Here is a 25,377-nt window from a genome sequence, read left to right as displayed (position 1 = left end):
CCTCTTGTGTACTTAATGACCATGTTTGAAAATATACCTATATAATTCTGCTAACTTGTCTGATTTACCTAAAATTGCGGCAACCAAGACAAACAAAACTATTTATAGACGCTACATTGTGCGTCTTGATATTTATAAGCAGCGATTTTGTCGCGTCTTTATATTTTGTACTGATGACAGTGATGATGACTTCCGTGTTATCACTAACTTTGTCAAAGACTATTAAGAAAATTTACGGTTTGTCGCGGAATATATTTCCTGTTTAAAACTAATTGTAAAGAAAATATATTTTTAATACTCCATACCTTGCGTACCTAATATAAACATGGGAAAAGCAATGTGCCAAATTTTTATCATGACAAGGGCATCAAAAGGAGCTACTCAAAACTAAATGCAGGGAAATTTACAAGAAATTGACCTTCGCAGTATCCTGCAATTAATTGAATTAGGGCAGCGAACTGGGCAACTTTTCATAGAAAGCGATTTTTACAGTTACCAGCAAGGAGCTAGAGAAAATACTGGGGAATGCAACCTCTCAGGGTGGTTAATCTTTTTTCTCAATGGTCAAATTATTTATTGCCAAGAAGGGAATAATAATTTGTCACGCATTGACGATTACTTACGTCAGTATCGTGAGGAAATATCTTTGGATCAACAGGAAATGGATCGTTTAGGTGAACTAAATTCTTCAGAATATGGCTATCTTTGGATGCTTTTAGAGAAGAATATTATCAATCCCAATAAAGCTGCTGATCTCATTTATCGTTTGGTTTGTGAGACGCTTTTTGATTTGCTGAGTTTAAACCGAGGTAGTTTTATTTTCCATCAAGATATAGCACTAGCACCGCAGTTAACTACTTGGGAAATTTCTCCTTTAATTTCCAAAATTACCCAACAATTACAGGAGTGGAAGCAGCTATCTCCATACATCCAATCTCCAGAACAACTACCCATCCTAGCTGACACAGCTCATCTATACTCTTCACTGCCAGTGACAACCGTCAATAAACTTAAGCACTGGGCCGATGGTAAAACCACTTTGCGTCAACTTAGTCGTTATCTCGACCGAGACATTTTAACAGTCGCTAAAACAATATATCCCTACGTACAGCAGGGTTGGTTCAAGCTCATCTATCCAGAAACAACCAATCCTCACATCGCAAACCTAACGGATCAGCAGCAGGTGAAAATACTATGTATTGACGATACAAAGGCTATTTGTGAAACTGTAGAGTCTATTTTGCAGCCACAAGGCTATGAAACAATTTCCCTCACCAATTCCCTAGAAGCACTGAGTCTAATTTTTCAATTCCAGCCCCATCTAATTTTATGCAACATGACCATGCCGGAATTAGACGGTAATCAAATTTGTGCCGTGCTACGACAATTGCCAGCATTTCGGCATATACCGATGATAATGCTGACCAGTAAAGATAAATTTATAGATCGAGTTAGGGCTAAGATGTTCGGGGCAACAGATTTGTTAACAAAACCTTTTAGTGAAGCTGAATTACTGATGCTAGTTAAGAAATACATCAATATTTGATCTTGTGTGGCGAAATAAACCTGATACAACACTTGTTGATCCCATAGAAGATGGGGTAAAAAATGTTATCACAGAATCAACCAATTCTCAGACAAAGTTATTATCCAGTAAACTTCGTGAAATTTTAGATTTAATTTATACACTAATTATTTACGGGGAGATCAGGGAATGTTCCAAACAGGAACGTCTACATCAGGAGGTAGATAGCTATTTATGAGTACAGTTCTGATTGTGGAAGACAGTCTTGCACAGAGGGAGATGATTACAGACCTCCTGAAAGCCAGTGGTTTAACAGTCACCCATGCCACTGACGGATTAGAAGCATTGGAGGCAATTCAAACCGAACCTCCTGATCTGGTGGTTTTAGATATTGTCATGCCCCGAATGAATGGCTACGAAGTTTGCCGTCGGTTAAAGTCTGATCCCAAAACTCAAAATGTACCTGTGGTGATGTGTTCTTCTAAAGGTGAAGAATTTGACCGCTACTGGGGCATGAAACAGGGAGCGGACGCGTATATAGCTAAACCGTTTCAACCAACTGAGTTGGTAGGAACAGTCAAACAACTGCTGCGAGGATAAGGATGAAAACATCATGGTTAGCAAACCGGACTTTTTAAGTGGCAGTGGTCAAGACCACTTTCGTCCTGAATTACAAGTAGAAAGTCCTGAAGGTGAGTTACATTTGCGGTTTTACATTCCTTCGCATCAGGAGTTTGCACTACCCGCAACTGGTATCAGAGAGGTGATGGAACTTAGTCCAGACAGAATCACTCCGATTCCTAATGCTTCTCCCTTACTTTTGGGTACTCTAAATCTACGAGGTCGAGTAATTTGGGTAGCTGATTTGGGTCAATTTCTAGGGGAAGCAACTCCATTAAACACAGACCGAGCAGAGATTCCGGTGATTGCTGTACAAGAGCAAGACACAATAGTTGGCTTGGCTGTAGAAGCGGTAGGCGGTATGGATTGGCTAGATGTACAAAATCTCATGCCACCGACGAACATACCGGATACGATGACTCCTTTTTTGCGTGGAGAGTGGTTATTAGAAACTAAAAATCATCAATGTCTAAGACTACTCGACCAAATAGCAATTTTACGGAGTGCGCGGTGGGCAGGATGATATTGGGAGGGAGGAAATGGCAGCAAGTATAGAAGATTACCTCGAAACATATAAACAGGCTTGTACAGCCTACGCGCAACAAAAATATGAAGTTGCCGCTACTTTAGTCGATCAGGTGGTGCAGAATGTTCCAGATGACCCTAACTGTCATTTATTGCGGGGTCACATCTACTATGTTTTGCAGCAATACGATATAGCAGAAGTAGAATATCAAAAAGTTTTGGAATTGAGCGATGACCTGGAAATTATTGGTTTTGCTCACAATGGTCTAGAAAATATTAGCCACTATCAACAAACAGAAACAGAAGTAACAGATAATCTTGAGCATCATGAGCCAATTAATTTCACGGACACGGATGATTTTCTAGAAGCTCAAGCATCAGAACTAGAAGATTTAGGAGCAATAGAAAACTTTGATATTAACAGTTCTGATTTAAATGGCTTAGAAGAATCAACACCATCATTAGATACTGGTGATTTGTCTGTGGACAATCCCTTTGCTGTTTCAACAGATAGCATGGCTGTGAATCAAACATCAGCATCTATACCAGTTTTAAGTGATGATCCCTTTGCCTTAAATGATCAGCCCAGTTCTCTAGATTTATCTGGAGAGTTGGATTTACCTGCTTTCTGGCAAGAAGATTCCTCAGAAAATAGTTCTGCACACTCAGAAGTGGAGACTAACTTTTTAGACAGTGGGACAAATTTTTCAAGTGATGATCACAATAGTCTTGATTCACCATTTGCAGAATTTGAACCATCCACTAATCTGAATGGTGAATATACTGCGGCAGAATTTCTGCAAGCAACAGAGAAAGAACCACCTAGCAATTTCGAGTTGGCATCAAGTAGCCAGAGTCAAACAGATGAGAATTTGGTGATAGGAACAGCAGAACTGAGCAATGATCCCATGCCATCCGATAATTCTCTAGATAGCATCTCAGATAATTTTGCTCAGTCGAAAGCCAATAACTGGTTACAAGAAATAGCCGAGCAAGAGCAATTATCAGAAACTCCTTCAGCTTTTAACGGCAATATGGCTAGAAAAGAACAGCCATATCCAGAGATTGCTCAACAGGAGACACATAGCTTTGATGTTGATGAAAGTTTTGACTTTGAAGCCTTTGAGTCAGCTTTTGGTTCAGAGAGTGTGGCAGCAGATGAAGAAACCAGCAGTATTCTCCACAAAGACAATGCTCAAAGTAATATCGAGTTTTTAGATGATTTTGATGAATTTGATGATTTAGGCAATATTCCAGGGTTTGATTTGGCAGAAGCTGATTCTAGCTTCAGTGATGTCATGCTTTCCAGCTCTCCGGAAATTGGTAGTATTCCCCAAAGTAAGGCCGCAGATGTGCCTAGTGGTGCAAGTAGCGATCGCGATGAGGAACTATTCACCATCACTGGTTCTCAAGAATCAGTACCCGTCTTTACCCAAACGGATGTCGCTAAGGTAGAACCTCAAGTCAACATTGAGCAAGGCTGGTTAGCACCATTAGAAAACGCTACTCTAGATACCAAACCTTGGTTAGTTGCGGGTGCTGTTGGTGTATTCTCCGCTTTGGTAGTAGCAACAGTTAGTTTTGCTGCCACCAACTTTTCTCCTCCCGAACAACGGGAAACAGTGCGAAACACGGGTTGGACAATGTCACTGGCAGCTGGAATTACAGGGTTTGCTACAGCTGCCTTTATGGGTAATGTCACTCTCAAACAAGTAAGACGCACTACCAAGGATCTGCAAGCGCAATTTGATGCCGTCCGCCAAGGCAATCTGAATGTACAAGCTACAGTCTATTCCGAAGATGAATTCGGGCAACTAGCAGCTAGCTTTAATGACATGGCACGGGTAATTTTGACTACCACCTTTGAAGCCCAACGCAAGGCAGATGAACAAGAGGAAGCCAAAGAAAACCTCCAACGCCAAGTAATCCGCCTCCTGGATGATGTAGAAGGTGCAGCTAGAGGTGATTTGACAGTACAAGCGGAAGTCACAGCCGACGTATTGGGGGCAGTGGCTGATGCCTTTAACTTAACAATTCAAAACCTGCGGGACATTGTACAACAGGTAAAAGTCGCAGCCAAAGAAGTAACCAAAGGTGCAACTAATTCGGAAACATTTGCTACAGCCTTATCTAGCGATGCTTTGCGCCAAGCCGAAGAGTTAGCAGTCACCTTAAATTCTGTACAGGTGATGACTGACTCAATTCAACGGGTGGCAGAAGCAGCACGGGAAGCAGAGGCTGTAGCTCGTGATGCTAGCGCGATCGCTCTCAAAGGTGGTGAAGCTGTAGAAAACACCGTGGCGGGGATTTTGGAAATTCGGGAAACCGTAGCAGAAACTACCCGCAAGGTAAAACGACTAGCGGAATCATCACAAGAAATTTCTAAGATTGTGGCGTTAATTTCTCAGATTGCCTCCCGCACCAACTTACTAGCACTCAACGCCAGTATTGAGGCGGCACGGGCAGGAGAAGCTGGACGTGGATTTGCCATCGTAGCCGACGAAGTCCGCCAGTTAGCGGATAAATCAGCTAAATCCCTCAAAGAAATTGAACAAATCGTCATGCAAATCCAAAGCGAAACCGGCTCCGTAATGACCGCAATGGAAGAAGGTACACAACAGGTAATTCAAGGCACAAAACTAGCAGAAGAAGCCAAGCGATCGCTTGAAAATATTATTCAAGTCGCCAATCGGATTGATAGTTTGGTGCGCTCAATTACTAGCGATACCGTAGAACAGACGGAAACCTCCCGCGCTGTTGCTCAGGTAATGCAATCCGTAGAACTTACAGCCCAAGAAACATCCCAAGAAGCACAAAGAGTGTCAGGCGCACTGCAAAACTTAGTAGGTGTATCCCGCGACTTAATTGCTTCCGTAGAACGTTTCCGGGTGGAAACTATGGAAACAAAGTAATTAGTCAATAGTCCAAAGTCCAAAGTCGAAAGTTTACGTAAACTGATGACTCACAACTAACAGCTAATGACTAATGACTAATGACTAATAAATAATGACTATTGACTAAAAAACTATGCTGCCGGAACAACAACAGCGAATTTTAGGCTACTTTATTGAAGAAGCTAGAGACCACCTCAACACTATTGAGCAGGGGTTACTAAATCTCGAAAGTACCTTGAACGACCCGGAAATGGTCAACGAAGTTTTCCGGGCGGCTCACTCCATCAAAGGAGGGGCGGCAATGCTGGGTTTAAATAGCATTCAGCACGTCTCCCACCGTCTAGAAGATTGCTTTAAAGTTCTCAAAGAAAATCCGATTCGAGTTGATCAAAAATTAGAGTCATTATTTCTTGGTGTTTCTGATACCCTCAAGGCACTTTTAGAGCAGTTGAGTGGGCCATTTGGTCTATCAGAAGAAACTGCCAATACTTTGATGTCAGAGACAGAGCCGGTCTTTCAATGGCTGAATCAGCATTTAGAATTACTGGTGCAACAAGGTGGTGCAACGGGTGATACCAGCGCGACTTATATACAACCAGCATTGGTAGAAACTGTTGGCACACTCACAGAAATTTTCTTTCGCCAAGATGTGCCGACTGCCGCAGAAAACACACCACCAACAACTACATCTCAGCCAGTCACCGCCACAGCCAACGATCATTGGGGTGAATTTCAAACCCAGGTGTTACAAACATTGCGGGAAATGTTGCAATTATTTAAACAACAAGCAACACCAGCATCCCGTCAAAATCTTCAGCAATGTTGTAACCAATTAGTGCAATTAGGTAAAACATGGAATTTACCTAATTGGTGTAATTTGTGTAAAGCCGCATCTGTCGCTATTGGTAATTCTGAAAATAGCTATCTCACCTTAGCTAAGATTGTCATTACTGAAATTAAACAATCGCAAGAGTTAGTGCTGCATGGTAGAGAAGCGGAGATCACAATTAGCCAACAATTAGAAGCACTTTGGGGTTTTCCAGAAACTGCTTTGTTAGAAGTAGCTCAAGATTTACTGGGGGATGTCCCAGATGCGGTGAAGCAATCATTAACTGCACCAGTAACAAGTAATTCTATTGAAAAAATTCAGGCAGCATCTTCAGTCACAACTGAGGGTTTTCATGTTAATACTACTGTTGATTTGCCAGCAGATAGTGTAACTAGCCTCACTGAAGTTTCCGAACAAATTGATTCGCAGCCAGATACTCAAGAAAATAGAGAAAGCACTCAATCTGAAAATGATATTGCTGCTCATATTTTCTTGGAAGAAGAAGTACACACATCTGTTCATAGTGCCAAAGTAGATGCACGTGGGCCAGAGGTAGGATTAGCTGAGTTAAATACTCTGGCTGATTTGTTTGAAGGTGAAACACCAGAACTAGATGACAGTTGGCAGCAAGAGGAAATTCTAGAAGGTGCAGACTCTAGTGAATTAGGAGTAGATATTCATGAAACTGTTATTCAAGAATTTGATAGTGATTTAGCTGATTTTCTGTCAGTAGATGGTGATACTGATGAGCCACAAATTACCAAAAATAAAACAGAAGATTTAAGCTTATTATTTGGTGATAACTTCTTAGAAAAAGAAATACAAAAATCTATCGCTAGTTCTGATGAATTATTACAGGAAGATTCACAATATAATGAAAATTATTCTGATGATGATTTAGAAGAGTTTTTGCACCTGAAAGTTGATGCAAGTCACTCACATACAAATTCCATTAATCAAATAGATACCGATCACACTTCTCATATTGAAGCATCTGCCCAAATATCTAATAGGTTTGATGATTTATTTGTAGAAACCGATTTAAATACAGATGGCTTGGAGGAAATTCACCTGAGTAACCTCTCAGAATCCAAGCAGGTAAACTCATCTGAAGATTTGACTTTAGATAATTTATTTGCTGAGGTAGATGAAACTACAGCAGTATCTATAGATGAGTCAGAAATTAATGATTTATTTGATGAAAAACCCACAACAGTATTAGAATTTTTTGCTGCTGAAGATGATTTAGGTAACTTCTGGAATCAAAACGATCTAGTAGAACCAAATAACGATTTGTCATCTGTTGTTGAGAATGATCTAGCCAAAGAGTTAGAAGAAAGTTTATTTGCTGGTGCAGCCTCTGATGATATTTTTGATGAGAGTCAACATTCTGCTAATTCTGGGTTAGAAAGTTTAGATTTGCTAGATTTGGATGCAACTTTCCTTCAGCCAGAGCAGCAGTTAGATTTAATGCCGCCATCAGAAGAGACTGAAGAAGATTTATTTGCAGAGTTAGCAGTAAGTGAATCTAGAATCAATCATAGTATTAGCGATCGCGAAATTTCTCCACCAGAAATACACGGTTTTTCCCAATCACCAGAAGCTTTAGACTTTATTCCAGAATTTACCAATCAGCTTCCAGAAACAGCTTCTGAAGATTCTCATCTATCATTTGCTGAATTACCATTTGATTTATTCAATGGTGGCGACGATGACAGTAACGAGCAACTACTAGAAAACATAGATAATTTAGTTAATGATTTATTCGCTACAGCTAATGATCTCAATTTACAGCCAGAGCAAACTACAGAAGTTTTAAATAATGATCCTACTCTGGAAACTAATAATGAATTCGCAGATATTGAGGAAATTTCTGAGCTTAGTTCAGTTGATAATCTGCTGGCAGTAGACACTCAATTACCAATATCTATGGGTGAATGGGTTATTCCTATTAGTGAAGTAGAAAATATTGAAGTTGAAGACAGTAGCTTAGAAATCGGTGATGAACTGTTAGATACAGCAGTAGAAGAAAAATCTGAAATCGGTTTAGATGAGAGTTTTCTAGAAATATCTGGTGTAAGTAGTGAACTCACAGATATTGAGGTTGAAGATAGTAGCTTAGAAATCGGTGATGAACTGTTAGATACAGCCGTAGAGGAAAAATCTGAAATCGGTTTAGATGAGAATTTTCTAGAAATATCTGGTGTAAGTAGTGAACTCACAGATATTGGGGTTGAAGACAGTAGCTTAGAAATCGGTGATGAACTGTTAGATACAGCCGTAGAGGAAAAATCTGAAATCGGTTTAGATGAGAGTTTTCTAGAAATATCTGGTGTAGGTGGTGAACTCACAGCTATTGGGGTTGAAGACAGTAGCTTAGAAATCGCTGATGAACTGTTAGATACAGCCGTAGAGGAAACTGTAGAACTGGATTTAGATGAGAGTTTTCTAGAAATATCTGGTGTAGGTGGTGAACTCACAGCTATTGGGGTTGAAGACAGTAGCTTAGAAATCGCTGATGAACTGTTAGATACAGCCGTAGAGAAAACTGTAGAACTGGATTTAGATGAGAGTTTTCTAGAAATATCTGGTGTAAGTAGTGAACTCACAGATACTGAGGTTGAAGACAGTAGCTTAGAAATCGCTGATGAACCTGAACCTACTTCAGAAACTCCCAACTTAGATGAGTTTGCGGATTTAGAAGCATTACTAGAGGAAGAACCATCACTTAGCAGTAATGTTAATTCTACACCGGAAGATGATTTTGCCTCGTTAGAAGCATTACTAGGTGAAGACAATGCACAAACAACAACTAATGAGCAGCCTGCTGAAATTCAACCTGTGGTGCGTCAATATATTCCAGCTACTACTAACAGTAATATTGCATTACCAGTTATAGAAGATGAATTTAGTGATCTAGAAAAACTACTGGCAGAAGCGGATCAAAGCATATCCCAATCCACACCAGTAAAACCAAGTGTTGGCAGATCCCCACGTACTTCTACTCGTCGTCAGGCAAGATTTGAAGAAACGATGAAAGTTCCAGTCAAGCAACTGGACGATATGAGCAATTTGGTGGGGGAATTGGTAGTAAATCGCAACACCTTAGAACAGGATCACGAACGGTTGCGACAGTCTTTAGATAACTTATTAATTCAGGTGCAACAGCTTTCAGATGTGGGAGCGAGAATGCAAGAATTGTATGAGCGATCGCTTTTAGAAGCATCTTTGTTAGCTAGTCGCAAAACTAAAGAGATTCCTGTCCCCATGTCAGATTCTAATTTGGATAGGGGTTTTAGTGAATTAGAAATGGACCGCTTCACCCCCTTCCATACGCTCTCTCAGGAAATGATTGAACTGATTGTGAGAGTACGTGAATCAGCTAGTGACATTGATTTCGTGACAGAAGAAACAGAACGAGTAGCACGACAGTTCCGTCAGGTAACAACTCAACTCCAAGAAGGACTCACACGCGCTCGCATGGTGCCGTTCTCTCAAACCATTGATCGCTTGCGCCGTGGTGTGCGTGATAATGCCATCAAGTACGGTAAACAAGTAGAGTTAGTGATTGAAGGCGGTGATACCTTAATCGACAAGATGATTTTAGATCATCTCACCGATCCTTTGACCCATATGCTCAACAATGCGATCGCTCACGGCATAGAAACACCAGATATCAGAGAAGCAGCAGGTAAACCACCGGTGGGGATCATTACCATCCGTGCTTTCCACCAAGGCAACCAAACTGTAATTTCTGTCGGTGATGATGGTGCAGGTATTGATACCGAAAGGATCAAAACCAAAGCTGTGAATTTAGGGATGATGACACCAGAACAGGCAAAAACTATTTCCCGCCTGGAAATCTATGATCTACTATTTCATGCTGGGTTTAGCACCAAAGATGAAGCCGACGAAATTTCTGGTCGTGGTGTCGGCATGGATGTGGTACGCTCCGAAATTAGCGAAATTCGCGGCACAGTCAACACAGATTCTACTTTAGGTAAGGGAACTACCTTCACAATTCGTTTACCACTCACCCTAAGTATTTGTAAGGCTTTGTGTTGCGTCTCCGATAAAGCCAGGATTGCCTTCCCGATGGATGGTGTTGAGGATACCTTAGATATTCCCAGCAAAAACGTCCAAAACAGTGCTGATGGACAATCCTTTATTTCCTGGCGCGATACAGTGCTACCATTCCGTCCCCTCAAAGAACTGTTAACTTTCAATCGCCAATTAAGTCGCGGTAGTGTTTACGGTGGTAACAGAGATGATGATATGATTTCCGTGGTCGTTGTGCGATCGGGAAATACGCTGTTAGGTCTCCAGATTGACCAGGTTTTAAGCGAACAGGAAATAGTAATTAAGCAATTTGAAGGCCCAGCACCGAAACCCATAGGTGTGGCGGGTGCTACAGTCTTAGGTGATGGTCGCATCATGCCGATTGCTGATGTGCTAGAACTCATTGACATCTTCCAAGGACGGATGTCTAAACATACTGGTAGCAGTCCTTGGCAACAATCAGCTCCGCCTAGCGTCCCAGAAACTCCGGCTGAGAAAATTGATCCAACTGTACTTATTGTGGATGACTCAATTACAGTCCGAGAATTGCTATCTCTCACCTTTAACAAAGCCGGGTATCGTGTGGAACAGGCACGAGATGGTCAGGAAGCTTGGGACAAACTCCGTTCCGGGTTGCCTTGCGATATTGTCTTCTGTGACATTGAAATGCCCCGTTGTGACGGTCTAGAATTACTCTCACGCATTCAAAAAGACTCCAATCTCAATCACTTACCCATCGCCATGCTCACCTCACGGGGTGCAGATAAACACAGACAAATGGCGATTCAACTCGGTGCTAGTGGCTACTTTACTAAACCCTACTTAGAAGAAGCTCTCCTAGAAGCCGCAGTGCGGATGTTGAAAGGGGAAAAACTTGTTAATAGCGGTAGTAATGGTTAATTAACATTTATTCTCTCTTTTGATTTATAAGTTTTTCTCCTCAAGATAGAGACTTGTCAAACAATACAGAAGTTATTCTGAAACATATCTCAGGCTCAGTAACAAATCAAACTACACAGGTTTGATGTATAGAAACCTGTTTCTACACTGGTAAAACTTCTTATTGTTACAAAGCTTTATTTTGTTGATATGACGTTGAGGAGGGAATTTAAAGCTATGTCTAACCCCAATGAACGTGAAACTTATAACCAAGAAGTTAGAAAAGAATCTTACACAGATGCTACTGGTCGTCATCATACTCACTTAGAGCGAAACACTGCAACAGACAATAATTCTTACCAAAATGGTTATGCCAATGGTCGCTATACTGAGCGTAGATATCAGCAAGCTAATTTAGCTGAACGTGATAATGAAAATACCGCTAGTGCTTTATTGATGGGTATTTTATTCACATCCCTCGTGGGTTTGGCTATTGGTGCGTTTTGGTACTCTAATCAGAGAAATGTAACTATTGATAACACTACACCTGTAGAAACTCCTATACCAACTAATGCCAATCCCACACCTAGCTTGTCTCCTCAACCACAAACCACAATCATTGAAAGAACCAGAGAAGTACCTGTTGTGATTCCACAACCACAAGCCACAGCAACATCTGCACCAGTTTCACCACAGATTAACGTCACGGTTCCACCCCAAGAATCTACACCTGGAAGATCACCTGCGGTTACACCCAATAATCAGCAGCCAAGTCAAAGTAATACTCCTAATCTAGAGAACAGAAACGACACTTCTACGGGAAGCCCTGCAACCAGTACACCAGCTAATCCTTCTTCAAGCACTTCACCTGAAAGCATAGAGCAACCACAAGGTGAATCAAATAGTAGTTCTAACTGATAACAATTATCATTTTTTCGTAGTTCAATTAGCATAAACCTCAATCAAAACAGTTATGAACCATGAAAACCCCCGTTCCTTGAAGAAACCGGGGTTTTCATGATGAGATAGGTATGAAAGAAAAATCCACTTGGAAAACTCACATTTATTCTTAACTTTAGCGACTCTAAAATTTTTTTAAATTTTGCAGCTATGCTGATACCAAAAATCAAGGTTGAGAATGGCTCAATTTAGTTTTAATAAAAATATTTTTACTCTGAGTAGCTTTTTATGACTAGGTTTTAGACGTTTACGATACCAATGAGGGGTGTCAACTACCTTGGCAATATTGCGATTTTTTTTAGAAAGAAACTATGGAAAATCTGTAGCATAAAATACATATTCATGCTTTTAGATGCTCTAGTATCTGTCTCTTGGGTGGCATTTTGCATCAAACAAAAAGTAAGCGTTAACATTTTTTGGGGTTATTTTCCGGTTGTTTAATCAACTAAGGGAAAAAGTAACTAGATTAAGAAAAATTCTAAATCCTCAAAAGCAAATAATGTTTTGCGCTTAAATAGTAGTGCGAATATGACTATCCAAAACAATGACTAAGTTAGTTCATCATTAGCTTCTTGGGAGTGTGGCAATTAATGTTCTTATCTACTTAGTAGAAATACTATTGTTATATCTTTGCGATTGATTAACAAAATATATATAGACTGCTGGTAAATTATCAAGTTTTTACATATGGATGTGCATCAACAGGTAATAAAAACTCTGATGTCAAAATAACTTGTTTTTTGCTAGGTAGATACTGCTGTCAAATAGTCGCACAGGAAAAGCTACTGAAAAGTACTCATGAAGCAATTGGTGCTGAAAAGAACCAATAATTATCTTTTTCAGAGGCTTTGGAATAATCCAAAATTCCATCATTGTCATCAACATCCACTTTTTTGTGTTGCAACTCCTAGCTTAATCAACCCAAAACTTTACATACTCAACCGAAATAAACCATGAACCCCTCTTCGTCGTTAAGAGTTCAGGGAGGGCTGCAAAACTATGCTAGCGATCAGCCATTTCCCACTCCAACAGCACCTATTCTCAAACTTGTGAGGCTAGTTGCAGGGGATACAAGTCTAGCTCCAGAGTTTAGCCAAGCTTGGGTAATTCATGAGTTTCAATTAGGTGATGAGCTGACTAGCTATGGTTTGAATCAAGAAATTGAAGATAGTAATAATATTATTTACTTGGTTTGTCAAGGTAGAGTCCGCCTGTTGGGTTTTAATCCCAAGCTAGGGCGAGAAGTTTCTACTCAGTTATTGTTAGCTGGACAAACTTTTGGAGCAGATCATTTATTTTTTCATCAACCTTTAGCGTATCAGGCGATCGCAGCTAGTCCTGGCTATGTGGCACAAATCACAGTTTCTGACTTGGAACAATGGTTGCAACGCCTACCCCAACTAAAAAATTATTTACGACAGTTAACTAATGAACGACAAGCATTGATTTTCTTTAAAAGTTGTAGCGATTTGCAATCTCTCACCAGTGGGAAACTACGAGAATTACTACCTTTGTTTGTCGCCCAGCAGATTCCAGTTGGTTCATCCCTATTAGAAGCGACTCCACCAGAAAAAGGACGCTTTTGGCTAGCGAGTGGTCAAGTCCAGTCTATATCGGTAGGAAGTTCACCGCCCTTGCGGGGAGATAGTTGGGGATATCCTGATCTCACACCCCCCGATGGCAATGCCCAAAGTGATTTGTTAGTCTACCACCTATCACCGGAAAATTGGGACGTAGCTAAAGCGATCGCACCTCATTTATTTACCACCAACTACAAACCTACAGAAACAAAACCAACAGTTAAGACTATTAATAGTAAGCCAGAGATCCGCCTACCCCAGCTGACTCATGTCTCACAACGTGACTCCCAAGCAGATCACCCCCCCTCGGTTATAGCCACATCAGAGACATCAGAAACAGAAACAATAGACTTTCCCCAAGGAGGATTGCAACCTCCTATAAAACCAAAGTTTTGGTACTCTTATCCCTTTATTCAGCAGCAAAGTTTAGCGGATTGCGGCGCAGCGTGTTTGGCAATGATTAGCCAATACTGGGGTAAACGTTTGAGTCTGCCTACTCTGCGGAACTTAGCACAGATAGATAGATTAGGTGCAACTCTCCAAGGATTAACGACAGCAGCCGAAAGCCTGGGTTATCAAGTGCTGCCAGTACGAGCCAGTTTAGATAAGTTAGAGTGGCAAACTAACCCCTGGATTGCCCATTGGCAAGGAATTCACTATGTAGTAGTTTGGCAGGTAAAAGGCGATCGCCTATTGATTTCTGATCCAGCCTTGGGTAGACGCTGGCTGAAACGTCCTAAATTTGAAGCTAGTTGGACAGGATACGCTCTATTATTAAACCCTACGGAAATTTTTTACACCCTCAAGAGTGAAAAAGTATCTCTGGGGCGCTACGGACAAACATTGTGGCACTACCGGAAATTACTCAAACAAATTATTCTTGCCTCCCTATTAGTACAGGTGTTTGGGTTGGTAACTCCCTTATGTACTCAGGTAGTTATCGACCAAATGATACCTGCAAGAAATCTGGAAACCCTCAATATGTTTGCAGTCGGCTACCTGTGTTTAGGTATCTGGCGGATTGTCTTAACTGCACAGCATCAATATTTACTAGATTATTTTGCTAGCCGGATTGATCTGAATTTAGTCGCTAGTTTTGTTAACTACACCCTACAGTTACCACTGCAATTTTTTGCCTCCCGCCAAGTTGAAGATATTCTTAGCCGGATTCAAGAAAATCACAAAATTCAACTATTTATTACCCGGCGGGCCATTGGAGCCACAATAGATAGCTTCATGGTACTGATTTACCTGGGGTTAATGACTTACTACAACTGGCAACTCACTCTCTTGGTGATCAGTTGGATTCTCCCAATTGTGTTTTTAACTGTGGGGGTGAGTTCGTATATTAAGCAAGCATCTAGAGAAATCTGGAAAGAATCAGCAGGACAACAATCTGCGATCGCGGAAATGATGACTGGGATTGTCACAGTCAAAACTGCCACGGCGGAACGCTCCTTACAGAAATACTGGGAGGAGCATTTCTTAAAGATGTTAAAGGCGCGGTTACGGGGGCAGAAGCTGGCTAATCGTTTGCAGCTAACTCGCAGCCTAATTAACCATGTCGGTAGCACCCTGATTTTATGGTTTGGGGTAAGTTTGGTAATTGGTAAGCAGATGTCCTTGGGACAGTTTGTGGCATTTAATCTGCTGATTGGTAGTGTGACTAATCCAGTTTTAGCTTTGGTGGGGTTATGGGATGAATTCCAACAAGTGCTGATTTCGGTGGAACGACTCAATGATGTTTTTACTTCTACATCAGAAGAAAGTTCACAAACCACACTGTTGGTTATGCCGCCCATTCGCGGTGAGGTGCAGTTAGAAAATGTGTGTTTTCGTTATAGTCACCTGCAAGAGCGTTACACCCTGCAAAATCTGTCTTTCCGAGTTCAACCTGGACAAATTATTGGCATTATTGGTCAAAGTGGTTCAGGTAAAAGCACTTTAGCCAATTTATTAGCTGGTTTATATCATCCTGAACAGGGGAGAATGATGATCGATGGCCATGATACATCTGTGATGTCTCCCCAGTCGTTGCGGAGTCAGTTGGGGTTGGTATCACAAGAGTCTTTCCTCTTTTCAGGAACAATCTTAGACAACATCACCTTATATGATCCAGAGTTGATCCGGGAACAAGCCGTAGCGGCTGCTAAATTAGCTGGCGCACATGATTTTATTCAAGCATTGCCTCTAGGTTATGACACCCCAGTAGCAGAAAGGGGTTTAGGGTTGTCTGGTGGGCAACGACAGAAAATTGCGATCGCCCGCGCATTGATTAGGAATCCCAAAATATTGGTTTTGGATGAAGTTACTATCGGTTTAGATGCTGAATCAGAACAAACCTTTCAACAAAACCTCGCTTTAATTACTCAAAAGCGCACTACCTTTATCATCTCGCATCGTATCTCTAATGTGCGCCATGCCGACTATATCCTGGTTTTAGACCAAGGGATGATTGTAGAACAAGGTACTCACCCAGAACTCATCGCCATGACTGGTTTATATCAGCACTTAACTCAATTACAACTACATCTATAAGTGGTAATCCGCTAGACATCTTTAGAAATTAAATATGCGTTTTCCAGAAACCTTGTAGAGACGTTCCATGGAACGTCTCTACTTTTTCACTTCTATCCGTGAGTGAAAACCCAATATATTTACAATAATTTCTTTGGCTAAATTTAGTAACCTTAGTTACGGAAATATTATTAATAGTGTGAATTTTACTCTTAAGGTTTTCTTTATTTTTCTGCAAAATAACATTCGTGATAGAGATTTATCATAAAATTGTATTTTTCACAATCATTTCTGAGAATTGCTTAGTTGTTATTCCGTAATCTTCATAACCGTGCTTCAGTAATTATTCTAGATACACAATTGCTACAATCCTCATCAATCAAGCATTTGCTGCCAACTCTCCAGATCTAAATTAGAGAAAAAATGTAAAGGCATTTTACCATTCACATCACACAGATAATTTAGGCTTTCATGAGGATCAAATTATTATTTGAAAGATTGCTTATCAACTTATTTAGTGGTAAATTTGCTTAGTAACTTCAAAGTCTCAAATGCACAGTAGGCGAGGGGTCTGACCCCTCATTACCTAGCGGAAAATTGTCAAAATGAAAAACCGTACAGCAAAAAAGTCAACATTGGAAATATTCCGTAAAATTATTGATTAATATTCCAGATTAGTAGGTGACATTGATGAAGAGAATTAGTATAAATACGAATATTGCTCTTGATATAGTGTGGATGAATAGTTTTTCTAAGCCATACTAAAGCACATTCAATACCACTGACCTTTTAAAGCCAAGTCATAGAAAAATATCATACAATAAATCTATCAGGGGGAAATAAATGAAGCGTATACACAGTTAAATAACAAGACTGTATCTACCAAGACCCGAAGGAAGACTTTTGTCTGCTAGTCAAATGAAATGACAAGGAGCAGTTAAAAGATGAAACAAGATAATTTTTACCCTGACTGCAATTTAGCTCTTGAGATGGCATCAATTAATAGCAGTAATTACATTGCAACATCCATATCTGCTTTGACAGAGATATCTAAAAATATCGAAATTGGCATATCTATCATTTATCAGGTATTAACTACACAACAGAGAGTCTCTTTTTGGCAGATATTATCAACCCTTGGGTATATAGTTTTATTCAATTATCTAATTTTATTGTTTAATGTTGTAATTTACACATTTGTTTAATTACAACATCAACGTCGCAGAACAGAAATATTACTATCGCAAACAAAAAACACTATGAATCAAGACGTTACAGGTATGAGCAACTTCAATAAAGCAGTCAATCCTCAGCAATTTGACAAAGTAGTTGAGGCGATTCTGGCTGGAAAATACTCTTGGGCTTGTGTTTTAATGCTACGCATTGCTGGTTATAATCCTTTACATTACATTCCTTACCGTACCTATAACCGATTACTGAAAGAAAACTCTGAAGGCAGCAGAGTGCAACAGCAGCATCATGAAAATATCAACATAAATAAGCCCTCTGTTGCCAACAGAACTGATACTAATTCCTCATCCAGTTGCTTGAGTAAAATTAAAGACCTGGCTTATTTTGAAGTAGTGGGTAAGCAAAAAACCGAAATTCGTGGTGGTCATTTGGAGCAATGTTTATCCCAGAAACTTTATGATTATCAATCGATAGAACTTGAGGCACAACCAATCAATAATCAAGATACTTCCTTAAAATTGCGCGAACTCAATCTGATTAATAATTAAGTAGCCGTCATGAACTGCGTACACCAATAAGTAATTAAAAAGGAACTATAGGATTCCTATTGGATTGTTGTTGGTGTAGTCTGCGCTGGCGCATACAAAACTCAGTACACATTTATTCTTTCTTCCCTGTTCCCTGTCACCTGTTCCCTGTTCCCTATCTCTACGAGTGATTCAGAAATCAAAGCGGATTACTCTAGAAGCTAGAGGCTAGAGTTTTTAATCAGCAAAGACTAACAGCATGGGCTAACGCCCCTCTGCTAACAGCACTTTTCCATCACCAATGAACAGCAGAATGAGCAGATTAAAATGTAACGCCTCTCAGTGATGTTCCTATAATTTTCAATAAATGGATCACTAAATTCTGCCAAAATGGCAAATATGCAGCAATTAAATCTTATACATTAAAGATAACTACTCAAACAGGGGCAATTAGCTGGCAAACTCATTTTCAATGATACATCAATGATTATCTGACTATGAGACCTATCTAACTGATTGCTGTTGCTGAAGCAATCAGTGGCTGTAGGAGTTATTGACTCCTCCAGAAATCCAGACAAATTAACCATTACTATTAGTAGTTCTGGCTTTGAGAAAGTTAGAGTCAAGAGAAATTGGAGTGCTGGCCTCCTCCAAATTTTAACTTGAATGCTCTATGTCGAGTTTCCCTGTGGTGGAGGAAATTTCGGTGACTTTCTTACATAAAACTGGTTTTGCTAGAGCTAAATAGGCTCAACTATTAGCACTATCAGTAAAAGTAGAATGAGCAACAGTAATCGTTTAATTATTGTCATAGCTGATAGAACTTATGGTGTGTAATCCTTGTCCTCCCAGATAGGATTACCTCTACTTGATAAACTTACAATTTATACAGCCAATCCCAAAAAGCTGGAAGCGAACAAACTTGGTTAGCCTCCAGCTTTTTTCTGTCAGGATTTATAGCAGAAGGCACTCTTGCAATAGGCAATAGTAAAATCCATGTCATGAATGAGTTTGAGCTTTTAGTCATGTCCTAATCGCCTTGTCTACAGCTATACCTACTCAATAGACCATAAATAGAACGGTGTAAATAATTAAAGGTTTGTAGTGAGGACTTTAGTCCTTATGAGAGGACTAAAGTCCTCACTAGGAACTAAATGCAATGTTTTTACATTACTTTACATAGTTTGTTTTTTTTCAAGTCGTCATACTTATATCCAGTCTCCAGTCTCCTAACTACGCAAGTAAATATGGCTACGCCTCCCGTCAGGGATATATAAATCAAAGCGAACTGATATGTATGTGTTAAGAAATGGATATATTTTACCGATTTTATGGATTTATGAAGATATATTAGATATTTGGTTTAGGGAAATCAAAAATATCAATTTTACCTCTGTTTGCACCGACACAATTATCAAAATCGATGAGTGACTTGAGCAAAACATTGATTGCACCAGAAGAGATTGTTAACTTCCTGAAACAAGAGATGAATTTCAAGGAAGTTTATCAAAAGATTTTGTTTAATAAGGTGATTGGGCAAGTAGCTGAGGAACGCGGAATTACTGTAACAACAGAGGAAATAGAAGCTGAGGCTAACCGCCAGCGTCGTGAGAAGCGTTTGGAGAAAGCCGCCGATACAATGGCTTGGTTAGCGGATCAGTTAGTTACTCCTGATGATTGGGAAATAGGTATTCGCGATCGCTTATTGTCTCAGAAATTAGCTCATGTCTTGTTTGCTGAGGAAGTCGAAGCTTTTTTTATCAAAAATAAACTAGATTTTGAACAAGTCATTCTCTATCAAATCATCGTTAATTCTGAAAAACTAGCACAAGAAATTTACTATCAAATTGAAGATGGGGAAATTAGCTTTTATGAAGCTGCTCACCTTTATGATATTAATTATACACGTAGACAAAAATGTGGTTACGAGGGTAAAATTTACCGTTTTAACCTCCAATTAAATATAGCCTCTGTTGTATTTAGGTCACAACCTCAAGAATTAATTGGACCGCTTCAAACTGAGCAGGGTTATCATCTGTTAATGATCAAAGAACTCTTACCTGCTGAATTAACTCCTGAAAAATATCGAGAACTTCTCAATAATATGTTTCATAAATGGCTGGATATAGAGTTAAATACTAGACTGAATTCATTGTTCACTTGTTGAGAGTTTAATTACAGCAGATTTCAGGTAAATGAGATACAAAATTTAAGAATAAAACAAGATACTAAGAGACTTTCAAGCCTGTTCCTTGTTACCTATGCCCTGCTGTATTTTAGTGCCTAAAAATATAAAAAAATAAACACAATATGCTTTGAATATCTTAATTAAGTAAATTTTAGTTAATGATTTAATTTCTAACTGAAGATAGATGTTTTATACAGAAGAATTATTCATCACTACATAATACTTGATCCGAGTTTTTGCGGATAAAAATAAAAACAGTAAATTTGACTATTACTGATTCGTCTTGCAAAACAGCTAATAGGCTCTAACGATTTTACTAAAAATAAAATTGATAGTAAATTTTTAGTGAATCTATTATAAAGATTTGGTTAACTTTTCTTTTTTAGAGGAAAAACTATTGACTATATTTCAGAAAATTTCTAAAAAAAGAACAGTGGGTTAACAAACGAAACCGAGGGAATGTCACTTTTCTGTTAAATATTTCTTCCAGGTGAATGCAGATTTATCTTAGTCTGCTGATGAGACAGATAGTTAGTGTTAGGCTGATGCAAGCAGGTATTTGTCATTACACCTAACCACATATCCCTCTATATTCCAGTGCATAATAGGCTTTAACCTCTTTTCTGTTTGGTAATTGAGGTATACCCAATTTAGATATTTAGAGATTTACCTCTGAACCTATTTGCAGTGTTCAGTAACATCCTAGGTGACAGGTGAGCCGGCGCGGTCTTGGGGGTTTCCCCCATGAGCGACCTGCGAACCCGAAGGGTGATAGGTGACAGGTAAGCAAGATTATCAGGCGTACTGAATTTTTATGCGCCAGCGCAGGCTACGCCAACAAAAATAAACCTAAGAAAGAGTCCTTTTGAGTTTTAATTTTTGAACTTTGTGTAACTTTACTAGATTCTTGAGATTTATCGATAAAACGCCCAATCATACTAGGTGTTTTATTAGATACTGCTGTTTATCTAGGGAAATAAAATAATATGCTCACAGCAGATGTTGTCATATTTACTGAAGTTTACTGGCTATATCTACATATTTTTACTCTGCAAGTATCAGAGACAATAATAATTCATGATTAGTATTTTTGTGCTTCAAAATAATAGAAAAATCTACATTTTTTTGATAATCATGAATTTTCATCAATGACAAATTAGCAGAAAATAAACACTCTCTCTTGTATAGACATCAGGCAATTCATTTAGATAATACCTAATAATCACTATGGCAGACTATTCTCAACACGATCTAGCTTTTGACGGTTATGACTTGCAAGAAAGTAAGTTTTTAACACCGTTTCAACGCAAGGCTTTACTAAAAAATTTACAAGCTAATTTACAGCCAGAATATCGGCGGCGCATTGAAATTATGTTACTGGCAGATATGGGTAAATCACAAACTCAAATCTGTGAAAAATTGGGTTGCTCCCAAGAGATGGCGCGTTACTGGATTGGTATAGCAGAGGCAGGTTTAGCACACAAATGGAATGAGCGACCCATAGGAAGACCTAAAATTGTCAATAACCAATATATTGAAAGATTAAAAGAATTAGTCAGTAATAGCCCTCGTGATTATGGCTATGCTTTTAGTCATTGGACAGCACAATGGTTAAGCAAACATCTAGCATCAGAACTAGGGATTACTATTAGCGATCGCCACATTAATCGCTTGCTCAAACAAATGGGACTTTCTACCAAACGCAAAAATTCTCCCCCCAAAGAAATTGAATCGGCACCAGATAATAGCATTACCATCTCTGACTTGCAATCCAAGTCTGAAACCAATGTGAATTGGTCATTAAATTTGATGCAGAGCAACCAATAATCAATTCAACATGAAGAATATTATTGTGCAGCATCCTGACCATTGGTGGATACATTTCAGTTTTGCAAGGACGTAGGTAAATGCCATCAGGGTTTTCTCAGCAATATTTAGCTCAACAACTCACCCAAACCTTGGGTGAGTCTTTGTCAGAACAAGAAATTCAAAAGTGTATTCAATCACTAGAAATTATCGAACCACCGATCGCCAAGCAGTTTTGGCAGGCTACTACAGCATCGGCGGGAATTTACATCGTTCTTGGGGGTAAAGTTAGACTCCTAGATAGTTTTTTAAACTTAATTACCACCCTCTCAACAGGATCATCATTTGGCGAACTGACTTTATTTCCAGAAGTAGAGTTTAGCCCTTATGTGGCTAGAGCCTCTGCAAACTTAAAACTGGCTTATGTGCGTCAATCAGTTTTAGCATATTTGATGCGCGAACACCCGAATATTCGCGATCGCCTCCAGAAACAAGCCGAAACTTGGGACTTACTGATATTCTGTTGTCAAAACTCCTTATTACCGCAAAATAGCTCAGTTGAGGACACACTCAAAGCCTTATTTTTATTTGAACGACACTCCTTAGAAGTTAACTCCCCCCCAAATCACCCATTTCCAGATGCCAAACTGTGGCTATTATGTCGGGGTGAATTAGTTGATCATCAAGGGCAGACATTCACACCCGGAACCATCTCCATTGTTACCAACCTCAACAACTGGCAGGTAACACAATCAACAGTCATTTACATTCTCAAGAATGCTAATTGGCAAATAGCCATAGAATACTGGCCCAAGTTATTAGAACTCGTCAACTCCGAAACAGGGACAAACCCCAAATCCTCAATCCCCAATCCCCAGTCCCCAATCCCCAGTCCCCAATTCCCAGTCCCCAATCTCCAATCACGCCAGTCCGCTCAAGTCGGGAAACCCGCCCACGCGGCTGGCTCCCCAATCCCCAGTCCCCAATCCCCAATCCCCAATCCTCAACCCAAACAACGCCGAGCCTATTTTCCCAGCCCGCAAGTTCAGGTGAGTCATTGGTGGGGACGCTTGACAAAGCGGTATCCGTTTTTTGCTCAACAAAGTGCTACAGACTGTGGTGCAGCCTGCTTAGTGATGATTAGTCGCTATTGGGGTAAGCGTTTGAGTGTCAATCGGGTGCGGGATTTAGCCAATGTTAGCCGCAGTGGTGCATCACTCAGGCATTTAACAGCAGCCGCCGAAACCATAGGCTTTACTACCCGGCCAGTAAAAGCTAGTTTGGATAAATTAGCACAACAAACCCTACCAGCGATCGCTCATTGGGAAAATAAGCACTACATTGTAGTTTACGAGATTACTAAAAAGCGGGTAATTGTTGGTGATCCGGCAATTGGGCAACGCACCCTGAGTATTGGCGAATTTAAAACTGGTTGGACTGGCTATGCTTTATTATTGCAACCCACATCTGGACTGAAGGAAACCGAAGAAGCCAGTACCCCATTTTGGCAAATGTGGGAATTAGTCAAACCCCACTCGCGGGTACTGCTAGAAGTGTTTGGTGCTTCGGTATTAATTCAGTTATTTGGACTGATTACACCCTTATTTACCCAATTGTTACTAGACCGTGTAATTGTCCAAGGCAGCACACTGACATTAAACGCCGTCGGTTTAGGTTTAGTCATCTTTGGTTTATTTCGGGTTGCTGTTAATGGATTGCGGCAATATTTGCTAGATCACACAGCCAACCGCATTAGTATCTCATTATTGGTAGGTTTTATTAAACATACCTTCCGCTTACCCTTGGCGTTTTTTGAGTCGCGTTACGTTGGCGATATTGTCTCCCGTGTCCAGGAAAATCAGAAAATTCAGCGATTTTTGACGGGGGAAGCCCTGTCAATCATCTTGGATTTGCTGACGGTGTTTATCTATGTAGGATTGATGTTTTGGTACAGTGCGGCTATGGCATGGGTGAGTTTAGCCATTGTGCCGCCGTTTTTTATCCTGGCATTGGTGGCTACACCGTTTTTGCGCCGCATTAGTCGGGAAGTTTTTAGTGCGACAGCTAATGAAAACAGTTATTTAATTCAATGCTTGTCGGGGATTCGCTCAATTCGCTCGATGGCGATTGAGCAGACAGTGCGCTGGCAGTGGGAAGAACTGCTCAATCAGGTGATCAGAAAAACCTTCAACGGGCAGATCATTAGTAATCAGTTACAGATTTTTAGTTCCACTATCGAAACACTGGTAACTACAGGATTGCTATGGCTGGGGGCGTGGTTGGTGATTCAAAATCAACTGACAATTGGTCAATTAGTTGCTTTTAATATGTTGTTGGGCAACATTATTCGCCCTTTCCAGCGATTAGTGGTGCTGTGGAATCAATTGCAAGAAGTAGTGATTTCCACAGAACGCATCAACGACGTTTTAGAAGCCGAACCAGAAGAAGATTTACATCTTCACCCCCGGCAGTTTTTGCCCAAATTACGCGGACATATTCGCTTTGAAAATGTCACCTTCCGTTATCATGCCGAAAGTGATATTAACGTGCTGGAGAATCTCAGCTTTGAAATTCTGCCTGAGCAAACGGTGGCTGTAGTTGGGCGGAGTGGCTCAGGTAAAACCACCTTATCTAAATTGATTTTGGGGTTATATCTGCCGACAGATGGCAAAGTGTTAATTGACGGCCACGATGTGACTAGCATTGCCTTGCGATCGCTGCGTTCTCAAATCGGCGTTGTGGATCAAGATACCTTTTTATTTGGCGGCACTATCCGCGAAAATATTAACATTGCTCACCCAGAAGCCACCATAGAAGAAATCATCACGGCGGCACAATTAGCCGGAGCAGATGAATTTATTCAAAAAATGCCAATGGGCTACGAAACAGAAATTGGTGAAGGTGGCGGGATGTTATCTGGGGGACAACGCCAACGCCTAGCGATCGCCCGTGCTTTATTGGGAAATCCTCGCCTATTAGTTTTAGATGAAGCCACCAGCCATCTAGATTCGGAATCCGAACGGATTATTCAACACAACCTAAGAACCATTCTTCAAGGACGCACCAGCTTAATTATTGCCCATCGCCTGTCCACCGTGCGTCATGCTGACCTGATTCTGGTGTTAGATCGCGGCTTATTAGTCGAAAGCGGTACTCATGATGAGTTAATTACCAGAAAAGGTCATTACTACTATCTCAACCAACAACAGCTGGCAACAACAGGTTGAGTAACTGGGAAATTGCCACAGAACAGATACGGAGAAACACCCCCAGATT

13 protein-coding genes are annotated in these 25,377 nt (G+C 40.2%); all 13 read left to right on the top strand.

Annotation, left to right across the window (positions count from 1 at the left end; translation table 11 throughout):
• The first annotated feature begins 25 nt into the window (after positions 1 to 25).
• The 13 genes from NOS7524_RS29575 (at position 26) to NOS7524_RS17640 (ending at position 25,328) form a co-directional block, all read left to right on the top strand.
• Positions 26 to 226, top strand: coding sequence for a hypothetical protein (locus tag NOS7524_RS29575; RefSeq protein ID WP_144050885.1), 201 nt, complete (start codon positions 26 to 28; stop codon positions 224 to 226).
• A 165-nt stretch (positions 227 to 391) separates the two neighbouring features.
• Positions 392 to 1,546, top strand: coding sequence for a response regulator (locus NOS7524_RS17700; RefSeq protein ID WP_015139862.1), 1,155 nt, complete (start codon positions 392 to 394; stop codon positions 1,544 to 1,546).
• Positions 1,547 to 1,759: 213 nt separating this feature from the next.
• Positions 1,760 to 2,125 carry a response regulator transcription factor gene (locus tag NOS7524_RS17690; protein ID WP_015139860.1) on the top strand — a complete coding sequence of 122 codons (366 nt, stop codon included), beginning with the start codon at positions 1,760 to 1,762 and terminating at the stop codon, positions 2,123 to 2,125.
• A 13-nt stretch (positions 2,126 to 2,138) separates the two neighbouring features.
• Positions 2,139 to 2,669, top strand: coding sequence for a chemotaxis protein CheW (locus tag NOS7524_RS17685; protein ID WP_015139859.1), 531 nt, complete (start codon positions 2,139 to 2,141; stop codon positions 2,667 to 2,669).
• A gap of 16 nt (positions 2,670 to 2,685) precedes the next feature.
• Positions 2,686 to 5,583, top strand: coding sequence for a methyl-accepting chemotaxis protein (locus NOS7524_RS17680; protein ID WP_015139858.1), 2,898 nt, complete (start codon positions 2,686 to 2,688; stop codon positions 5,581 to 5,583).
• Between the two features lie 115 nt (positions 5,584 to 5,698).
• Positions 5,699 to 11,353 (top strand): hybrid sensor histidine kinase/response regulator, encoded by a 5,655-nt coding sequence (locus NOS7524_RS17675; protein WP_015139857.1) that lies wholly within the window; start codon positions 5,699 to 5,701, stop codon positions 11,351 to 11,353.
• 216 nt (positions 11,354 to 11,569) lie between these two features.
• Positions 11,570 to 12,250, top strand: coding sequence for a hypothetical protein (locus NOS7524_RS17670; RefSeq protein WP_015139856.1), 681 nt, complete (start codon positions 11,570 to 11,572; stop codon positions 12,248 to 12,250).
• A gap of 995 nt (positions 12,251 to 13,245) precedes the next feature.
• The gene (locus NOS7524_RS17665) at positions 13,246 to 16,410 is read left to right on the top strand and encodes a cysteine peptidase family C39 domain-containing protein (RefSeq protein ID WP_015139855.1); all 3,165 of its coding nucleotides are present in this window, start codon (positions 13,246 to 13,248) and stop codon (positions 16,408 to 16,410) included.
• A 923-nt stretch (positions 16,411 to 17,333) separates the two neighbouring features.
• Entirely contained in the window at positions 17,334 to 17,594 is a 261-nt protein-coding gene (locus NOS7524_RS30480; protein WP_015139854.1) for a hypothetical protein, read from the top strand.
• Between the two features lie 54 nt (positions 17,595 to 17,648).
• Positions 17,649 to 18,128 carry a HetP family heterocyst commitment protein gene (locus tag NOS7524_RS17655; protein WP_015139853.1) on the top strand — a complete coding sequence of 160 codons (480 nt, stop codon included), beginning with the start codon at positions 17,649 to 17,651 and terminating at the stop codon, positions 18,126 to 18,128.
• 1,402 nt (positions 18,129 to 19,530) lie between these two features.
• Positions 19,531 to 20,274, top strand: a complete 744-nt coding sequence (locus NOS7524_RS17650; protein WP_015139851.1) for a peptidylprolyl isomerase — start codon at positions 19,531 to 19,533, stop codon at positions 20,272 to 20,274.
• Positions 20,275 to 21,522: 1,248 nt separating this feature from the next.
• On the top strand, positions 21,523 to 22,122 hold the full coding sequence (locus NOS7524_RS17645) for a helix-turn-helix domain-containing protein (protein ID WP_015139850.1): 600 nt from the start codon (positions 21,523 to 21,525) through the stop codon (positions 22,120 to 22,122).
• Between the two features lie 80 nt (positions 22,123 to 22,202).
• Positions 22,203 to 25,328, top strand: coding sequence for a peptidase domain-containing ABC transporter (locus tag NOS7524_RS17640; RefSeq protein WP_015139849.1), 3,126 nt, complete (start codon positions 22,203 to 22,205; stop codon positions 25,326 to 25,328).
• The last annotated feature ends 49 nt before the right edge of the window (positions 25,329 to 25,377 follow it).

The organism is Nostoc sp. PCC 7524 (assembly GCF_000316645.1).
Lineage (GTDB): Bacteria > Cyanobacteriota > Cyanobacteriia > Cyanobacteriales > Nostocaceae > Trichormus.
This window is presented reverse-complemented; position numbering and strand designations above follow the sequence as displayed.